Raw genomic sequence first — 18,338 nt, 5'->3', positions numbered from 1 at the left:
TTTTTATAATAAAGATAGACTATATTTTTAAGGATTAAGTATTTGGAGAGACATATAGACTGTTTTTTATTTAAGCTCTTTAAAGCTAACTCACATTAAATGGATAAATAAATTATAGAAAGTTTGGTTTAAGTTTTTTTTTAATTTAATTTTGTGAGAATTAAAAAATCAAAATAATGAATAGAACAGCATTATACAACAAACATGTTTCCTTAGGCGCTAAAATAGTTCCTTTCGCCGGTTTTGAAATGCCGGTGCAATATTCTGGCGTTACAGAAGAACACTTCGCCGTAAGGGAAAAAGCAGGGATTTTTGATGTATCTCATATGGGGCAATTCTTCATTGAAGGAGAAAATGCTAAAAAACTCTTGCAGTATATTACTTCTAATGATGTAGATACTCTGGAAGACGGAAAAGCCCAATATTCTTGCTTGCCGAACGGAAAAGGTGGTATCGTAGATGATTTGATTGTTTACAGAATGAATGAAAACAAATACTTTGTAGTTGTAAATGCTTCTAATATAGATAAAGACTGGGCTCACTTCCAGAAGTACAATGAAAAGTTCGGTGCAGAGATGACTAATGTTTCTGACGATACTTCGCTCATTGCATTACAAGGTCCGAAAGCCACTGAAATTTTACAGAAACTCACAGATGTAAATCTCTCCGAAATCCCATATTATCACTTCCGCGTAGGAACTGTAGATGGCGTACAAGAGGTTATTATCTCGAATACGGGATATACGGGCAGCGGTGGTTTTGAGCTTTATTTCAAAAACGAATATGCAGAACAGCTTTGGGACGCTATAAGCAATGCCGGAAAAGATTTGGGGCTTATCCCTTGCGGGTTGGCTGCTAGAGATACCCTTAGATTGGAGAAAGGGTTTTGTCTTTACGGAAATGATATTGATGACACCACTTCGCCTTTAGAGGCAGGATTGGGCTGGATTACAAAACTTTATGTAGACTTTGTAGATAGAGATTTTCTCGCTAAGCAAAAAGAGGAGGGCATCACGAGAAAATTAGTAGGTTTTGAAATGCAAGAAAAAGCAGTTCCAAGACACGACTATCTCGTAGTAGATGCAGAAGGCAATGCGATTGGCAAAGTAACTTCAGGGACGATGTCGCCAATGAAAAAAATAGGTGTAGGATTGGCTTATGTGAACAAACCTCACTTCAAAGTAGGCTCCGAGATATTTATCCAAATTCGGAATAAAAATATCCCTGCCAAAGTAGTTAAACTTCCTTTTGTATAAAATAAAACCTTAAAAGCACTCGAAATCCAATCGGGTGTTTTTTATTTTACCATTGAAAGAAATTTCCAATGCATTACTTAGCCTTAACCATAATAATACTGATGAAATTTTTGGCTACCCTGATTTTATGAAACTAAAGTCTTCGATGACGCTTTTTTCAATAGCTGATTTGGGACAAAACAATTTATTTGGGCAAGTTTTGGATGAATTTTTTGATGGAGAAAAAGATGAAAAAACATTAAATATACTCAAATATAATAATTGTAAAATGAAAAGAGCACTTATTTCAGTTTCCGACAAAACGAGACTTACAGAATTTGCAACATTTTTAGCCCAACAAAACTACCAGCTCATCTCTACCGGAGGAACTTTCAAGCACCTCAAAGACGCGGGGCTGTCACCTATTCCCATTGATGAAGTGACCGAATTTCCCGAAATGCTGGACGGAAGAGTGAAGACATTACACCCGAAAGTACACGGTGGTCTTCTGGCTCTTAGAGATAATGATGAACATATGAGCACCGTAAAAAACCATAATATAGAACTTATTGATATGGTGGTGGTTAATCTTTATCCTTTTTTTGAGAATGTGGGTAAAGACATTCCTTTAGAAGAAAAAATTGAATTTATAGATATCGGTGGGCCTTCTATGCTTCGTTCGGCTGCCAAAAATTTTGCTTCCGTTACCGTAGTCACAGATGTAGAAGATTACGAAAAAGTAATGCAGGAAATTTCGGAACAAGGAAATACCACTTCCGAAACCCGAAAACGCTTCGCCGGAAAAGTATTTAACCTGACTTCGGCTTATGATGCTGCTATTTCCCAAATGCTTTTGGACGAGGAATATCCAAAGTATCTCAACTCATCTTACAGAAAAGTCTCTGACCTCAGATATGGAGAAAACCCGCACCAGTCGGCAGCATATTATGTTTCTAATACAGAAAACGGTGCGATGAAGGATTTTGAGCAATTGGGTGGCAAAGAATTATCCTTCAATAATTTAAGGGATATGGATCTTTGTTGGAAAGTGGTAAATGAATTTAAGGAGGAAATGGCTTGCTGTGCTGTTAAACATTCCACACCTTGCGGCGTAGCGATAGGAAACACCCCTCTGGAGACTTATCAAAAAACTTTTGAGTGCGATCCTGTATCTATTTTCGGAGGTATCGTTGCAATGAATTACAAAATGGACAAATCCACTGCGGAGGAACTCAATAAAACATTCTTGGAAATCGTAATGGCACCTGATTTTAGTCCGGAGGCATTAGAAGTATTATCCAAAAAGAAAAATTTGAGAATCATTAAAATTAAAAACGCGGTATCCGATAAACAAGTTTGGGTAAAGATAGACGGTGGAATGCTCGTGCAGAATGCAGATAATCAGTTTTCTAACAACATAAAAGTAGTAACGGAAGTCCAGCCAACCGAAGCTCAGATGAACGCCTTATTGTTTTCACAGCGTGTAGTGAAATATGTGAAATCCAATGCCATTGTCGTAAGTAACGGACAACAAGCCTTAGGCATAGGCGGAGGACAAGTTAATCGTATCTGGGCTACACAGCAGGCAATAGAACGCGCCAAAGAAAAATTCGGTGGTGAATTGGTATTAGCATCAGATGCATTTTTCCCATTCAGAGATGTAGTAGACACTTGTGCCAAAGAGGGAATTAAAGCCATCATCCAGCCTGGTGGAAGCATGAGAGATGAAGACAGCGTACAGGCAGCAAACGAGCATAAGATACCAATGGTTTTTAGCGGAATGAGACATTTTTTTCATTAGAAATTCTTTTTATCAATTCTTAATTTGTAAATTTGTAAAATAAAAAATCTTAGAATGAGAATACTAATCGTAGGGCACGGCGGTCGTGAATCCGCTCTTGCAATGAAACTTAAAGACGATAAGAGAATTACAGGTTTGTATTTTGCTAAAGGAAATGCTACCACAGACCATTTAGGCAAAAACTTTAACGAAGAAGATATCGTTGCGATGAGAGATTTTGCCCTCAAGGAGAGAATCGATTTAGCAATCGTAGGTCCTGAGGCACCTTTAGTGGACGGTATTGTAGATGAGTTTGAAAAAAATGGAATCAGGGTTTTTGGTCCTAATAAAAAAGCGGCTTCTCTAGAAGGCAGCAAGGCATTCTCTAAAAAATTTATGCAGACGCATAATGTAAAAACAGCTAAAGCCAAAATTTTTGACTCTTACAAAGAAGCTTGCGAATATATCAAAACGACAAGCTATCCTACCGTTATCAAAGCTTCTGGACTGGCAGGAGGAAAGGGTGTGGTCATCTGTGAAGACTTAGAAGAAGCACAGGCCACATTAGACGACTTTATGATTAGAAGAATATTTGGAGACGCGGGCATCCGTGTAGTGATAGAAGACTATCTCAAAGGCTTTGAAGCGTCTATTATTGCTTTTTCTAATGGTAAGAAACTTTTTCCCTGCATTCCCGTAAAAGATTATAAAAAAGCAGGAAACAAGGATAAAGGTCCAAATACTGGAGGAATGGGAAGCGTAGCCCCAAGCCCCGAATTTACAATGGTTCATATGGCTGATTTTCAAAAAAATATCCTTGAACCTACGATGAAAGGACTTCAAGAAGAAAATATACAGTTTCACGGCGTTATATTTTTTGGTCTAATGGTTACCCAAGACGGTTGCTATTGTCTTGAGTACAATATGAGATTGGGTGATCCTGAAACACAGGTAATTATGCCGCTTCTTGAAAACAATCTTTATGATTTGATAGATGATTGTCTTCATGAGAAAGATATCGAGCTTAAATTCAAAGATGAGAAAGCGGTTTGCCTCGTGATGTGTTCCGGTGGATATCCAAGGAATATAGAAACAGGCTTTGAAATAAAAGGTTTGGACAAAGTGAAACATAGCCAAGTATTATTTGCAGGTGCAAGAAATCAAGGCGATAGAGTCATTACCACAGGTGGTAGAGTACTTAATCTCGTAGCAACTGCCTCTACTTATAAAGAGGCAAGAGATAAAGTCTATGCAGATGCTCTGCCGGTAAGGTTTGACTATTGCTTTTATCGCGAAGATATTGCAGACTTTCACTAATTTTATATGATATTTCAACAAGGTTTAGAATGCTTTTTTCTAAACCTTTTTCTTTTATAACTGTTAAAAATATTTATTTATGACCAACGGAATAATCATCTTAGATTTTGGTTCTCAGTACAATCAGCTCATCGGAAGAAGAATCCGAGAGATGGAAGTTTATTCGGAAATTATTCCATTCAATACCCCTTTAGAGGAAATATTAGCCAAAAAGCCGGCAGGGATTATCTTATCCGGCGGACCGAGCTCAGTAAATGCAGAAGATGCTCACTTGGTGAAAAAATCTCTTTTCGAAGCAGGAATCCCCATATTGGGAATTTGCTACGGAATGCAGCTTACCACACATTTGTTAGGTGGAAAAGTGAAAAAAGGAATCAAGGGAGAATATGGAAAATCTAGTTTGAGAATTAGAGAAAAATCAAAATTATTTACTGATATTCCAGAGAACTCCGTAGTGTGGATGAGCCACTTTGATGAAGTGGAGAATATTCCGGAAGGTTTTGTCATCAATGCTGAAACTGATGTGATTTCTTCTATTTCTAATGAAACAAAAAATATCTATTGTGTGCAATTTCACCCCGAAGTTTCACATTCCGAGTATGGCACAAAGATGTTGGAGAATTTTGTTTTTAATATCTGTAAAGCAGAGAAAAACTGGAAACTTACCAACTATATAGACAGGACAGTAGCCGAAATCAAAGAAAAAGTAGGCACTCAAAAAGTAATATTAGGATTATCCGGAGGTGTGGACTCTTCTGTGGCTGCGGTGCTTATTCATAAAGCAATAGGCAACCAATTGACTTGTATCTTCGTAGATACGGGACTTCTAAGGAAAAATGAAGCCCAAAAAGTAATGGAAAATTATGGTGAATATTTTAACCTTAATATAAAACTTATAGATGCTTCGGAGCACTTCTTGTCCAAGCTCAAAGGTGTGTCGGATCCTGAAAGAAAACGGAAAATCATTGGCAATGAATTCATTGAAGTTTTTGATGAAGAATCTTCTAAAATAGAAGGCGCTAAATTCTTAGCTCAAGGAACTATATATCCAGATGTGATAGAGTCTCAGTCTGTTAAAGGACCATCGGCGGTTATCAAATCCCACCACAATGTAGGAGGACTTCCGGAGGATATGGATTTTGAACTATTGGAGCCTTTGAGAGAATTGTTCAAAGATGAAGTGAGAAAAGTAGGAGAAGAATTGGGTATTCCTCATCATTTGGTCTATCGTCATCCTTTTCCTGGTCCGGGCTTAGGTATCCGCGTTTTGGGTGAAGTAGATGCCGAAAAAGTAAGGATACTGCAAGATGCTGACGATATTTTCATAGAAGAGCTGTACAAAAATGATTTGTACCACAAAGTTTCACAGGCTTTCGTTGTACTATTGCCGGTAAAATCAGTAGGTGTAATGGGAGATGAAAGAACCTATGAATACACGGCTGTGGTGCGTTCTGCCAATACTATAGACTTTATGACAGCGACATGGAGTAAGCTGCCTTACGAGTTTTTGGAGAATGTTTCCAATAGAATTATCAACGAAGTAAAAGGTATCAACCGCGTTGCCTACGATATTTCCAGTAAACCGCCGGCAACTATAGAGTGGGAATAAAAGTTTTATAATACCTCTAAATTCGAAAATTCTTCTTAGATTTGAAAGTAGAAAAAAGATTTAATATAAAACTGATATGAAGAAATCTAACAAATCTATAGCGGGATATCATTTACTAATGATTCTTTCGGCTGTCGATTACGAATTTTGCCCCGAAGAAGGGCTTTTGGTGAAAGAATATTTACAAGAAGAATTTCCATTCAAAATGAATTTGGATAATGAATTGGAGGTTATTTCCAGCCTTCAGCCTGAGGAATGGAAAGACCACTTTGAGTTTCACGCCCACTGTTTTTACGACGATTCTACGGAAGAAGAGCGTATAAAATTTGCGGATTTTGCCAAAAGATTGATTAAAGCTGATAATGAAGTGACAGAGCGTGAGCATCAGTTTTATAAATTAATGAAAACCATTTGGAAATTAGATTAACCCTAAAAAAATAAAAATGAGAAGTAAAATAGTTGCGGGTAACTGGAAAATGAATAAAACCTACCTCGAAGCAAAGAAATTAATGGAGGAGCTGTTGGCTTATTCTAAATCTAATAAGCCTAATTGCAAAGTAATGATAGCCCCGCCTTCGCTATACCTTGCTATGGGGAAAAATATTTTTGACAATGGAGAGGTAGAAGTCTATGCTCAGGACCTCTCTACCCACGATGCCGGAGCTTACACAGGGGAAATATCTGTGGATATGCTGTTGTCCTTAAAGGCAAACGGCAGTATTGTAGCCCACTCGGAGCGCAGACAGTATCACAATGAAACCGATGAGTCTGCAGCGGTAAAAGTAAAAAAACTTCTGGAAAAAGGACTTACGCCTATCTATTGTAATGGTGAAAAGCTGGAAGAAAGAAAAGCAGGAGAATACCTTGATGTTATAAAAAAACAAACCGAAACGGCTCTATTTGATTTGTCTGCAGAAGACATTAAAAAAGTAGTTATTGCCTACGAACCTGTATGGGCAATAGGCACGGGAGAAACCGCTACGGCAGAACAAGCTCAGGAGGTTCACGCTTTTATCCGAAACCTGATTGCCGATAAATATGGTAAAGAAGTTGCTGATGAAATATCCATTCTCTATGGGGGCTCTGTAAAACCTAATAACGCTAAAGAAATTTTCTCTCAGCCTGATGTAGATGGAGGTTTGATTGGCGGTGCGGCACTCAATGTAGAGGATTTTACAAAAATTATAGAAGCGTTTTCTTAAAAAACGGAAATATTTTCTTAGAACATAAACCCTCTTTACATAGTTTAGAGGGTTTGTTTTGTTAAAAAAAAGATTAAATCTATTCATTTGTAATATAAAGGGATATGCCAAATAAATTTTTCCATCTTTTGTACCTTTATAATATTTCTGCTAAATTTGCACAAACCTAATCTAAATGAACAAGAATACCAAATTTATCTTTGTGACGGGAGGGGTTACTTCGTCCCTTGGTAAAGGGATTATATCCTCTTCTCTCGGATTGCTGCTGAAGTCCAGAGGCTTTAATGTAACCATTCAGAAATTAGACCCTTATATTAATATAGACCCGGGTACGCTTAATCCCTATGAACATGGCGAGTGCTATGTGACAGAAGACGGAGCGGAGACAGATTTGGATCTTGGGCACTACGAGAGGTTTTTGGATGCACCTACTTCCCAAAACAACAATGTAACCACAGGGCGGATATACCAAACTGTAATAGAAAAGGAACGAAAAGGCGATTTTTTAGGGAAAACGGTTCAGGTAATTCCTCACATTACCAATGAGATTAAAAGAAGAATAAAACTTTTGGCTCAAAAAGATTACGATATCATCATTACCGAGATAGGCGGAACGGTAGGGGATATAGAGTCTCTTCCTTATATAGAATCTGTAAGACAGCTCAAATGGGAACTTGGGGAGCATAATTCTATGGTTATCCATCTTACGCTGTTACCATACCTCTCTGCCAGTGGAGAACTTAAAACAAAACCTTCTCAGCATTCTGTTCGCCAGCTGATGGAGAGCGGTGTTCAGGCAGATGTTTTGGTATGTCGTTCGGAGCATAAGATACTCAAAGATGTTAGGGCTAAGTTAGCTCAGTTCTGTAATGTTCCTACGGACAATGTCATAGAATGTATGGATGCAGACACTATTTACAGAGTACCGCTGGAGCTTCAGAAGCAGCATTTTGATGAAGTGGTAATGAAAACTTTGGATTTGAAACCAAAAAAAGAATTGAATTTAGATAATTGGAATAGCTTCCTTAAAAAATATAAAAATCCGAAGAAAAAAGTAGAAGTCGCACTCGTAGGGAAGTATGTTTCTCTTCAGGACTCCTATAAATCTATAGTAGAGGCGTTTATCCACGCAGGTGCGGATTTGGAAACGGAGGTCAAAGTAAGGTGGGTTTATAGTGGAGATTTGGAACAAAATCCTGTAGATGAAATCTTAAAAGGTGTAGATGGTATTTTGATAGCACCTGGATTCGGAGACAGAGGTATTGAAGGGAAGGTTATTGCAGCACGATATGCTCGTGAACATAAAATTCCGCTATTGGGCATATGCCTAGGAATGCAGATTATAACAATAGAGTTTGCAAGAAATGTTTTGGGCTACGAGAAAGCCAACTCTATGGAATTTGATGCTACCACAGATGCACCGGTCATCTCTCTGATGGAAGAGCAAAAGAATGTGTCCGAAAAAGGAGGGACAATGAGATTGGGGGCGTGGAAGTGTAGCCTTGATCCAAAATCCCAATTAAAGGAAATCTACGGACAAGATACCATTAGCGAACGCCACCGCCACCGCTACGAATTTAATAGCGACTATCGCGAGGAGTACGAAAACAAAGGACTAATGCCGGTGGGCTTTAATCCTGAAACCAATCTCGTAGAAGCATTAGAACTAAAAGATCATCCTTTCTATATTGGTGTGCAGTACCATCCGGAATACAAAAGTACGGTAGCTACGCCACACCCGTTGTTTAAGGCTTTTGTAAAAGCTGTAACGGCTCACAAAGGGAAATAATATGTTTAATCCCGGATTTTTGTTCGGGGTTATTCTTTTTATAATAGGGGATAATGTTCAATTCGTGAAAAAAACTTAAATTCGCAGTCTGAAATTGGAGGCATTATCTCTGATTTAATCATTAAAAAAAATTGAAGAATGCAACAGAATAATGGATTAGACAAAAACCAACTGATAAACTTTGCTGTATTGACTTTGGTGCTTTTCGGTGCTTTGTTTTATTTTCAAAACAGACAAGCCGAAAATTACAAAAACCAACAGAAAACAGAACAAAAGACAGACGCAAAGACCGTTCAGGACAACACTTTGCAAAACAATGTACCGGCAGTACCAGAAGGAGAAATACAAACGGTAAGTCTTAAAAACAAAGATTTAACATTAGCCATAAACGGACTGGGTGGGCAGCTTTCATCGGTGATGATGAATAACTACAAAGCCTATAATTCTAAAACAGATAAAGATGACCAGCCTCTCTATCTAATGAATGATAAAAGTTCGTCTTATGGTTTTCGTTTTAAGGAAAAAAACGGAAAGGTAATCGATACACGAAATTTGCTTTTTACCCCTCAGGTGAATGGTAACACCGTAACGATGACAGCTTCCGTAGATGGGGCAACCATCCAATATGTCTATACCATAATGGATGACTATCGCGTAGATTTCAAGGTGAGAACGAACGGACTTGCAGCAATATCCGATGGTTCGGATGCTGATTTTGTGTGGAATTATGATGTCCTCGCGGCAGAGAAGGGTCGTCGCCAAGAGCAGAACCATTCGGAGTTTGTCTATGCATTTGACAACTATGGAAATACAGACTACGACTCGCGAGGTGAGATGGAAGAAGATAAAGTAACGCTCAATTGGTTAGCCGTAAAACAACAATTCTTTACTTCTATAATAGAATCTAAAACAGGCTTTACACATTCCACCGGTAAACAAGACCTTGTAGAAACAGGAAAAGAAATAAAGAAATTCAGCTATGGCGGTCGCGTGAAAATATCCGGAGATGAGTTCAATCAAGATTTTACTTGGTACTTTATGCCGTTAAATATTGATTTACTCAAAAGTTACGATAAAGAATTTGATAAAATATTGCCATTAGGCTGGTCTATCATCGGTTGGGTGAACCGCATATTCTTTATCAATATGTACAATCTACTTTCTTCTTGGGGAATAGCGGCAGGCTGGGTTATATTCCTGATGACCATTGTGGTAAAGATTATCTTATCACCGATTATGTACAAGCAGCATAAGCTGAGCGCGATGATGAAGGTAATCCGTCCCGAAATAGAAGAGGTAAACGAAAAGTATAAAGATGCCGACGCTATGAAAAGACAGCAGGAAACAATGGCTGTTTATAGAAAAGCCGGAGTCAATCAGTTGGCAGGGTGTTTACCTGGATTGATACAGATTCCTATCTTCTACGCATTGTTCCGATTCTTTCCGAATATGCTTGATCTTAGAGGTAAGAGTTTTTGGTTTGCAAATGATTTGACGGCTTATGATGATGTGATAAAATTCCCGTACAGTATTCCGATTTTAGGAGACCACTTGAGTATATTTGCATTGGCTTGTACTGCTGTAATGCTCATTTATACCGTAATGACAGCAGGGAATATGCAGCAGCCTACACAGCAGGGAATGCCTAATATGAAACCTCTGATGTATATTTTCCCGATTACATTTTTATTCTTCTTAAATTCAGAAGCATCGGGGTTGTCTTGGTATTATTTTGTGTCCAATACCATCAATATTATCATTATTTTGGTTATTAAAAATTGGATATTAGATGAAAAGAAAATTCACGCTCAGATTCAGGCTAATAAAACAAAACCGAAAAAAGAAGGTAAGTTTCAAAAAAGGATGCGTGAAATGATGGAAAAAGCACAAGAGCAACAACGCCTTCAGGAACAGCAAAGAAAAAACAGAAAATAATTTATTTTCAATTTATATTTTTTGTTATGACTTTAATCTCGCTGTTATTATAAGCAGCGAGATTTTTATTTGACCCCATTCAAAAGAAAACATCAAGTTTTTATAAACATTATTTTTACGAACAAGAAAAGTCTTTCTCTTACAAAGAATGTTTTTTGTGCAATTAAGAGAAAAAGCCTATATTTGAGGCTGAATAAATAATATAGATATGCCTTTTCAAAATAAATTTCCGTTGTATTTTCCTTATAGAAAAAATGAGGAACATAACGGCAAGAGCATCATTGCGGCAGATGTGAAACAGGATAAAACAGTATTAGCCCATTTTACAAGCAATGGCGGTAAGCTTACTCAGAACCATCGTAGAGAATATCTTACGAAAGAGTTCAGCTGTTTTAGTGATATGCTCAAACTGTTTTTACGAGATGTAGCAATAGAGAAAACGGATAAAATATCGGTAAGCGTTCCCGGGCCTGTAATGAATGGCTTTTGTGTTACTCAGCATTTGCCTTTTGAGCTTTCGGAAACCATTATCAAGACTAAAACTTCTATAGAAAATGTTTATCTTATCAATGATGTAGAGGCTCTGGCATATGGTGTAGGCGGGATGCAGGAAAATGATTTTCAGGTCATCCACCAAGGGAATAGTAAAATTAGAGGAAATGTAGCCATAATAGCTCCAGGTAAAGGTTTGGGTGAAGCAGGAATGTTTTGGGACGGTACTTTTCTCCGACCTTTTGCCACAGAAGGTGGACATTCGGAATTTTCCCCAAGAACCGACGAAGAAGTAGAGTTTTATCAATTCTTAAAAAAAATATACGGTATAGTGACTTGGGAATCGGTGCTTTCTTATGAAGGGATTTTCAATATTTTCAGATTTCTCAGAGATGTAAAGCACCAGAGAGAAACCAATGTGAATTTTACAGACAGCTCTTGTTATCAGGAGATTATAAAAGAAGGTCTTAGCGGTAATGATAGAACTTGTGTGATGGCATTAGAGCGGCTTTCGGAGTTTATTGCGAGAGAGGCACACAGCCTTACCTTGAAATTAAAATCTGTGGGAGGACTCATCATTACCGGAGATATTGTCAAGAGTATAGAAATCTGTCTTAAAAATTCTAACTTTTATGAAAATTTTATCGTAAGTGATAAGATGGAGAATATTTTGTGCAATACTCCCATTTATCTATTGACCAATGGAGAAGCTAATCTTTTAGGTGCGGCTTATTATGGGGCTTTTGGTACGAATTAAATAAAATAAATTAAATCTGAAAATCTATGAAAAAAATACTTTTTGCTTTGGAAATTGCAGCGGTGTCTTATTCATTGCAATCTTACGCTCAGGTTACTAAAGATGATGGGCAGAACCTTATCAATGCCACTGTGTGGATGCAGAAATCCGGAGAGTACAAGGCTCTCGCTTATCAGGCTTATCAGATTGGGCAGACGAGGCTGGCGGATATCATTACCCATGATAAAACTCCGAAGCCTAAGGCGGTAGTTTTGGATATTGATGAGACAGTATTGGATAATTCCCCATTAGAGGCTTATGAGATTCTTCATAATAAAGAGTTTTCTAATGAGGATTGGATGAAATGGTCAGACCTTGCGGATGCTAAGCCTATTCCGGGAGCATTGGGGTTTTTGAACTTTGCTAAAAGAAACGGCGTAACTATTTTCTATATTACAAACAGAGATGAAAAAGAAAGAGTGAAAACCCTTAAGAATCTTCAAAAATACAATTATCCTTTTGCAGATAATGAGCATCTTATCCTTAAATCGGAAAAATCTTCAAGCAAAGAAAGCCGAAGACAAAGCGTGGCAGAGCATTATAATATAGTACTGCTTTTTGGGGATAATTTGAATGATTTTTCGGATATTTATTATTACAATGGTGAAGGTAAATCTGCTTCTGAGATGGTAAACGAAGATCCTGGTATATTTGGCAAAAAGTTTATCATTCTTCCAAATGCTATGTATGGAAATTGGAGTACAGAAATGAATAAGGAACTTAAGAAAAAATATCCTCAGAGGAAATTCAATTCTAAAGAGGTTAAAATACAAAATTTGGAAACATTTAAAGACTAAAAAATGACAATAGCAGAAATATTAAAATCAGGTAATTACCACTTAGTAGATGTAAGAGAACCTATGGAACTGGAGATGGATGGTTATTTTGAGTCCGCAGTCAATATTCCTTTGGGAGAAGTAGCGGAGCGAAAGGACGAAATACTATCTTTGGAAGGTCCTAAAATCCTATTTTGCAGAAGTGGTAAAAGAAGTGAGAAAGCCATCGAGTTTTTGGCGTCCGAGGGAGGGACTAATCTTTATAATGGAGGAGGCTTCGCAGATTTGGAAGAAATTTTTAATACCATCTGATGAATGGAAATAGGTAAAATACAATTACTAAAATATATTCGTAAAACTTCATATGGAGTCATATTGCAGAATGAAAAGGGAGAAGAATGCATTCTCCCTAATATTTTTGTGGAAGAGAAATGGGAAGAAGGAGAGGAGATAGAAGTTTTTGTCTATCAAGATGACGGGAAGCTATTTGCTACTACCGAAATACCATATTGCGAAGCTGGTGAATATGCTGCACTGAAGTGCGTACAAGTATTGAGCAGCGGGGCTTTTGTAGATTTGGGAATAATCAAGGATTTGTTTGTGCCGTATAAACAGCAGAAAGGTAAAATGCAGGAGGGGAAGCGGTATATTATCTATGTCTATGTGGATGAAGAAACGGGACTTCTTACAGGGACTACTAAGTTTAAGCGAAATCCGCAATATGAAAACTTACCTCTGAAAAAGGGGCAGCAAGTGGATTTGCTGATGATGAACGAAACAGAACTGGGCTGGAATGTCATTATTAACAAGAAGTACATTGGACTAATCTATGCATCGGATGTTTATGAAAAGATATATCCTCTCTCCGAAAAAACAGGCTATATCAAAAATATTCGGGAAGACCACAAGATAGATGTTTCCCTACAGCCGGAAGGTTTCCAAAATATAGATGAGTTTAAGCAAAGAATTTTGGATAAATTAGACGAAAATTATGGTATCCTTTATTTGTCGGACAAGTCTTCGCCTGAGGAAATAAAAGCGGAAGTCCATATGAGCAAAAAGAATTTCAAAAAGGCAATAGGCGGACTTTATAAAGAGAAAGTTATAGAAATATTAGAAGATAAAATAAGACTTTTGTAATCTCAAAAATAAATAATGAAAAAGGTATTCTATCTAAAAACTTGCAGTACTTGCAGGAGGATAATGTCAGAACTGGATTTGGACGGATGGGAACTACGAGAACTGAAATCTAATAATGTAACAGAGGAGGAGCTCTCTGAAATGCATCATTTTACTAAATCCTATGAAGCACTTTTCAGTAAACGCTCTACGCAGATTCGTATTCAAAATATAGAGGTGAAAAAACTTACAGAAAAAGATTTTAAAGACTTGATATTAAAACATTACAGCTTTCTGAAAAGACCGGTATTCCTTACTGAAAAGGGTATACTCATAGGTAGAGATGGCGTAAATATTTTGGAAATTTTGTAGAGACTTATATTGGTGTCGTTATATAATAAATCAGTGGAATTTCCGTTTTTACAAATTATGTAGTACTTTTGGCCAATTATATTTAGAATGAAAAAAAACTTTTACTTCTTTTTCTTTTTGTTTCTACTGAGCCTTTTCTCTTATGGACAGAAGGTAAATGTTTTATGGAAAGGTAAAAGAAATGTCGTTTTTTCTAATAATACCGTAGAGCTGCCTAATTTTGACAATAAAAACTTTGATTACGACAAGAATAATATATTCATAAGCTACTCTGAAGTGCTTTCGGAGCCTTATCAATATACTATTGAAAATCTTGTTTGGGAGAAGATGCCCCGGAATCAATTGTATGATATTGATAAAAATGCCATCAATTCGGAGGAAGAAAACATAGCCGGTATTCAAAAAAATCCGATAGCACCAGGATATCTGTTGAATGTGAGAGTAAAAACTTTGAAAAAAGTGGGGCAAGATATTTATCGTTTGGTGTCTTACGATTTGAAAAAGTCTAATCAATATGTCAATTTTGGAAGTACAGCTGCACTTGGCACTTCTGATAACCCTCTGAAATCAGGGACTTTCTACAAGATAAGAGTGGATAAAAGCGGTGTTTTCAAAATAACCACGCAGTTACTTCGCTCTATGGGAATTACTCCGTCGGATGTAAATCCTAAAAACCTCAGAGTCTATGGAAATGGAGGATTGATGCTGCCAGAAGTTAATACAAACCCTTACTACAAGACGCTTCAAGAAAATGCCATAGAAGTAGTGGGGGAGGAAGATGGAAAATGGGATGATGGAGACTATGCTCTATTCTATGCACAAGGTCCTAATGGATACAGGGTTTTTAGAAATGGAAGGACAGATAATAGGACAGACAGAGCTTCCAACTTTCAGAATTTATATAGCGACTATTCATACTATTTTATAACCTTTGATAAAGGGGAGGGGAAGAGGATAAATATCGGCTCAGCAGCAGGTACAGCATCCCAAGTTGTTAGAAATTATGATGATTATCAATACATAAATGAGGATAAAACAAATCTAAAAAATGTAGGGCGGCTTTGGGTCGGTGATTCTTTTACCAAAGAACTGTCTTTTAATTTTAAGACTACGCAGTCTATACCCTCTGGTTCCGATATTTTTCTTAGAACGCGTATCATAGCGGAAAATCCAAAAAACTCTTCTGTTTCAGTTAATACCAATGGGACTGTAAATACAATAAATGCAAATTCAGATTTTTATATATTCCAAAGTGTAAAAGCTAATGGAGAGAAAGAAATAAATGTAAAAATATCGCCGGATATCTCGCGAAATCCGAGTGCTGTTTTTTATTTGGATTATGTAGAAGCCACTTATAAACAGCCTTTGATTTTTAATGGACAGCAGATGAATTTTAGAAACTATGATATCCAAGAGGGAAATGGTGGCATTTATCAATTTCTAATGGACAATACCGCTTCTGCTGACGAAGTTTGGAATGTTTCTGATGTGGTCAATCCTAAACGGGAAAAGAACAATGCCACTAATGCTAATGAATTCAGCTTTGATTATCAAGCAGATTCTGAATATTTTGCCAATGAATTTGTTGCATTTAAGAGAGAGGCCGCTTACGAGCCTGTTTATGTAGAGCGTGTCCAGAATCAAGATTTGCATAGCCTCACAAATACGGATTATCTCATTATTACCATTCCGGAATTTTATAATGAAGCAAAACGCCTTGCAGATTACCACGAGAGGGAAAATAATTTCAAGACAGCAATTGTTTATATTCAGCAGATTTATAATGAATACAGTTCCGGGAGCCAAGATATTACTGCCATTAGAAATTTTGTTTCACATTTGAAAAATGATGGGCAGCTAAAGTATGTTCTTTTGATGGGGAATGGTTCTTATGATTACAAAAATAAAGATTATACCTACTCCAATATCATCCCAAGCTATGAGAGTGAGTACAGTCTTAATTATGAAAGATCTTATGTTACAGATGATTATTTTGTAATGACGAGTCCGCAAAATTATAATTCAGTAGGAACAATACTTCCGGATTTACCGATAGGGAGGATTTTAGCCAATAATGTAACAGAAGCCAAAACAGCAGTAGATAAAACTTTAGCCTATTATAATGCTTTACCCCAGCAGAGTAATCCTTTTGGAGATTGGAAAATGAATATTGATATGGTGGTAGACGATGATAGAGATTATGGCAGTAAAGCATTTTACGCTACTATAGACCCCTATATAAAAAATATTTTCGAGACAAGAGATTCCAATGAAAAGGAGTATCATATTCGCAAGCTTTATTTAGGAGCTTATCCTGCTGTGAGTACTGCAGGAGGAGTAAGGTATCCTAGCATCAACAAGGCGATAACAGATGCTATGAGCAGCAGTCTTTTTGTATTTTATTTTGGGCACGGAGGCGTTAATGGCTGGGCACAGGAGCGTGTTCTTACGACGGACAATATCAAGAACTTTAATAATTTCAATAAATCGTATAGTAGATTTCCTTTGGTTTCTACCATTACCTGCGAATTTACGCTTTGGGATAATGCCAAAATCAATTCGGCAGGGGCGATGCTTTACAAACTAAAAGAAGGAGGTCCTGCTGCGATGATTACTTCCAGCCGAGCCTTGCCTATAAGCTATGGTGTAGATTTTACCAGCATTTTTCTTAACGGTATATTGTCTAAAAATAACGAAGGGAATTTTAATCGTCTGGGAGATGATTTCTTGAAAGCAAAAATAGAGTTTGGGGCTTCGTCTAATCATTTAAGAGTTAATTTTATAGGAGATCCGGCGATGAGGCTTACCAGACCATTGCCAAAAATAGTTATTGATGATATAAAAACACCAGTATCAGGAAAAATAAGAGGCTTGGATTTTGTCTCTGTTCAGGGGCATATTGATGGGCATAATGATTTTAATGGAAAGGTATCTTTAACATTGTTTAATCAATTTCAGGATAAAACAATTCCGGATTTGACTTATAAAGAAGAAGGAAATCCTGCGGTAAAATCCTCAGCCATTGTAAAAGATGGAAAATTTAATGTAGAGTTCTATATGCCGAAAGATATTGATGCCAAAGACAGCCATATGAGAATGATGGTCTATGCGAATGATAACGAAAAAGATTTTTACAAATCAGACAGTGTTTTGGTAGGAGGTATCAATCCTGATGGAATTAATGACCATCAGCCGCCGGGCATTAAGCTCTATATGAATAATACCAATTTCGTTAATGGCGGTATAACCAATGAAAGCCCTACACTGCTGGCTTGTCTCACAGATGACACTGGTATCAATGCTACAGGAGCGGGGATAGGTCACGATATTACGCTTGTTTTAGACGGAGAAGTAGTCAATACTACGGTACTTAATAATTATTTTACTTCCGGGCAGTCAGGCGGCTGCATCACTACTAATCTTAAAGAATATCAAAAGGGGTCGGTAAGTTATCCTTTCAAAGATTTAAAAGCAGGAGAGCATCAATTGTTGCTTAAAGCTTGGGACATTAACAATAATTCTGCTACTGCTTCGTTAAACTTTATAGTAAGACCTCAGGGCGAAGAAAATTTAGTTATAAAAAAATTACTAAATTGGCCGAATCCTTTTACGGATAAGACATATATTCAGTTTGAGCACAATTGTGCTGATGCTTTGGAAGTTACGGTACAGATATATACTATTACAGGGCATCTGGTAAAAATTATACACCAGATGGTAAGCTCGGAACCGTACTTAGAAGGATATAGAACGGGAAGAGAGCAGATAGAGTGGGATGGTACCGATAACTATGGTGCCACAGTAGGGAAAGGCACTTATATTTACAAAGTTTTTGTAAAAGGTCAAAATGCTGATGTGTGCAAAGGAACTGCTACGGGATTAGAAAAAATGGTATTATTGAAATAAATTTTAATAT

General features: G+C 37.2%; 14 protein-coding genes. All 14 read left to right on the top strand.

The annotated features are described in order from the left end of the window. Positions 1–176: 176 nt before the first annotated feature. Positions 177–1,256 (top strand): glycine cleavage system aminomethyltransferase GcvT, encoded by a 1,080-nt coding sequence (gene gcvT / locus BLS89_RS02040; RefSeq protein WP_092735837.1) that lies wholly within the window; start codon positions 177–179, stop codon positions 1,254–1,256. Positions 1,257–1,290: 34 nt separating this feature from the next. Further along, on the top strand, positions 1,291–3,036 hold the full coding sequence (gene purH / locus BLS89_RS02035) for a bifunctional phosphoribosylaminoimidazolecarboxamide formyltransferase/IMP cyclohydrolase (RefSeq protein WP_092735836.1): 1,746 nt from the start codon (positions 1,291–1,293) through the stop codon (positions 3,034–3,036). 54 nt (positions 3,037–3,090) lie between these two features. Then, a complete protein-coding gene (gene purD, locus BLS89_RS02030; protein WP_092735835.1) occupies positions 3,091–4,332 on the top strand; it encodes a phosphoribosylamine--glycine ligase in 1,242 nt (413 codons plus the stop codon). 79 nt (positions 4,333–4,411) lie between these two features. Beyond that, positions 4,412–5,941 (top strand): glutamine-hydrolyzing GMP synthase, encoded by a 1,530-nt coding sequence (guaA, locus tag BLS89_RS02025; RefSeq protein ID WP_092735834.1) that lies wholly within the window; start codon positions 4,412–4,414, stop codon positions 5,939–5,941. A gap of 76 nt (positions 5,942–6,017) precedes the next feature. Further along, entirely contained in the window at positions 6,018–6,368 is a 351-nt protein-coding gene (locus tag BLS89_RS02020) for a hypothetical protein (RefSeq protein WP_092735833.1), read from the top strand. Between the two features lie 16 nt (positions 6,369–6,384). Next, positions 6,385–7,143, top strand: a complete 759-nt coding sequence (tpiA, locus tag BLS89_RS02015; RefSeq protein ID WP_092735832.1) for a triose-phosphate isomerase — start codon at positions 6,385–6,387, stop codon at positions 7,141–7,143. A gap of 175 nt (positions 7,144–7,318) precedes the next feature. Beyond that, positions 7,319–8,932, top strand: coding sequence for a CTP synthase (locus BLS89_RS02010; RefSeq protein ID WP_092735831.1), 1,614 nt, complete (start codon positions 7,319–7,321; stop codon positions 8,930–8,932). A gap of 138 nt (positions 8,933–9,070) precedes the next feature. After that, positions 9,071–10,867, top strand: a complete 1,797-nt coding sequence (gene yidC, locus BLS89_RS02005) for a membrane protein insertase YidC (protein WP_092735830.1) — start codon at positions 9,071–9,073, stop codon at positions 10,865–10,867. Between the two features lie 208 nt (positions 10,868–11,075). Next, the gene (locus BLS89_RS02000; RefSeq protein WP_092735829.1) at positions 11,076–12,116 is read left to right on the top strand and encodes a glucokinase; all 1,041 of its coding nucleotides are present in this window, start codon (positions 11,076–11,078) and stop codon (positions 12,114–12,116) included. A gap of 26 nt (positions 12,117–12,142) precedes the next feature. Next, positions 12,143–12,952: a 5'-nucleotidase, lipoprotein e(P4) family gene (locus tag BLS89_RS01995; RefSeq protein ID WP_092735828.1), complete on the top strand. Its 810-nt coding sequence runs from the start codon at positions 12,143–12,145 to the stop codon at positions 12,950–12,952. Between the two features lie 3 nt (positions 12,953–12,955). After that, on the top strand, positions 12,956–13,243 hold the full coding sequence (locus BLS89_RS01990; RefSeq protein ID WP_092735827.1) for a rhodanese-like domain-containing protein: 288 nt from the start codon (positions 12,956–12,958) through the stop codon (positions 13,241–13,243). Between the two features lie 3 nt (positions 13,244–13,246). Beyond that, positions 13,247–14,071, top strand: coding sequence for a CvfB family protein (locus tag BLS89_RS01985; RefSeq protein ID WP_092735826.1), 825 nt, complete (start codon positions 13,247–13,249; stop codon positions 14,069–14,071). Between the two features lie 15 nt (positions 14,072–14,086). Further along, a complete protein-coding gene (locus tag BLS89_RS01980) occupies positions 14,087–14,422 on the top strand; it encodes an arsenate reductase family protein (protein ID WP_176763217.1) in 336 nt (111 codons plus the stop codon). Positions 14,423–14,509: 87 nt separating this feature from the next. Continuing rightward, complete coding sequence (gene porU, locus BLS89_RS01975; protein ID WP_092735824.1) at positions 14,510–18,328, top strand: type IX secretion system sortase PorU; 3,819 nt, start codon at positions 14,510–14,512, stop codon at positions 18,326–18,328. Positions 18,329–18,338 lie beyond the last annotated feature (10 nt).

This window comes from Riemerella columbipharyngis, from assembly GCF_900101995.1.
In the GTDB taxonomy this organism is placed as follows: domain Bacteria; phylum Bacteroidota; class Bacteroidia; order Flavobacteriales; family Weeksellaceae; genus Riemerella; species Riemerella columbipharyngis.
This window is presented reverse-complemented; position numbering and strand designations above follow the sequence as displayed.

Bases quoted from the DNA above. Each gene is read 5' to 3' on its own strand.
- gcvT (WP_092735837.1), top strand. From the start codon at position 177: ATGAATAGAACAGCATTATACAACAAACATGTTTCCTTAGGCGCTAAA.
- BLS89_RS01995 (WP_092735828.1), top strand. From the start codon at position 12,143: ATGAAAAAAATACTTTTTGCTTTGGAAATTGCAGCGGTGTCTTATTCA.
- BLS89_RS02020 (WP_092735833.1), top strand. From the start codon at position 6,018: ATGAAGAAATCTAACAAATCTATAGCGGGATATCATTTACTAATGATT.
- purD (WP_092735835.1), top strand. From the start codon at position 3,091: ATGAGAATACTAATCGTAGGGCACGGCGGTCGTGAATCCGCTCTTGCA.
- BLS89_RS01985 (WP_092735826.1), top strand. From the start codon at position 13,247: ATGGAAATAGGTAAAATACAATTACTAAAATATATTCGTAAAACTTCA.
- tpiA (WP_092735832.1), top strand. From the start codon at position 6,385: ATGAGAAGTAAAATAGTTGCGGGTAACTGGAAAATGAATAAAACCTAC.
- BLS89_RS01990 (WP_092735827.1), top strand. From the start codon at position 12,956: ATGACAATAGCAGAAATATTAAAATCAGGTAATTACCACTTAGTAGAT.
- BLS89_RS01980 (WP_176763217.1), top strand. From the start codon at position 14,087: ATGAAAAAGGTATTCTATCTAAAAACTTGCAGTACTTGCAGGAGGATA.
- porU (WP_092735824.1), top strand. From the start codon at position 14,510: ATGAAAAAAAACTTTTACTTCTTTTTCTTTTTGTTTCTACTGAGCCTT.
- yidC (WP_092735830.1), top strand. From the start codon at position 9,071: ATGCAACAGAATAATGGATTAGACAAAAACCAACTGATAAACTTTGCT.
- guaA (WP_092735834.1), top strand. From the start codon at position 4,412: ATGACCAACGGAATAATCATCTTAGATTTTGGTTCTCAGTACAATCAG.
- BLS89_RS02000 (WP_092735829.1), top strand. From the start codon at position 11,076: ATGCCTTTTCAAAATAAATTTCCGTTGTATTTTCCTTATAGAAAAAAT.
- BLS89_RS02010 (WP_092735831.1), top strand. From the start codon at position 7,319: ATGAACAAGAATACCAAATTTATCTTTGTGACGGGAGGGGTTACTTCG.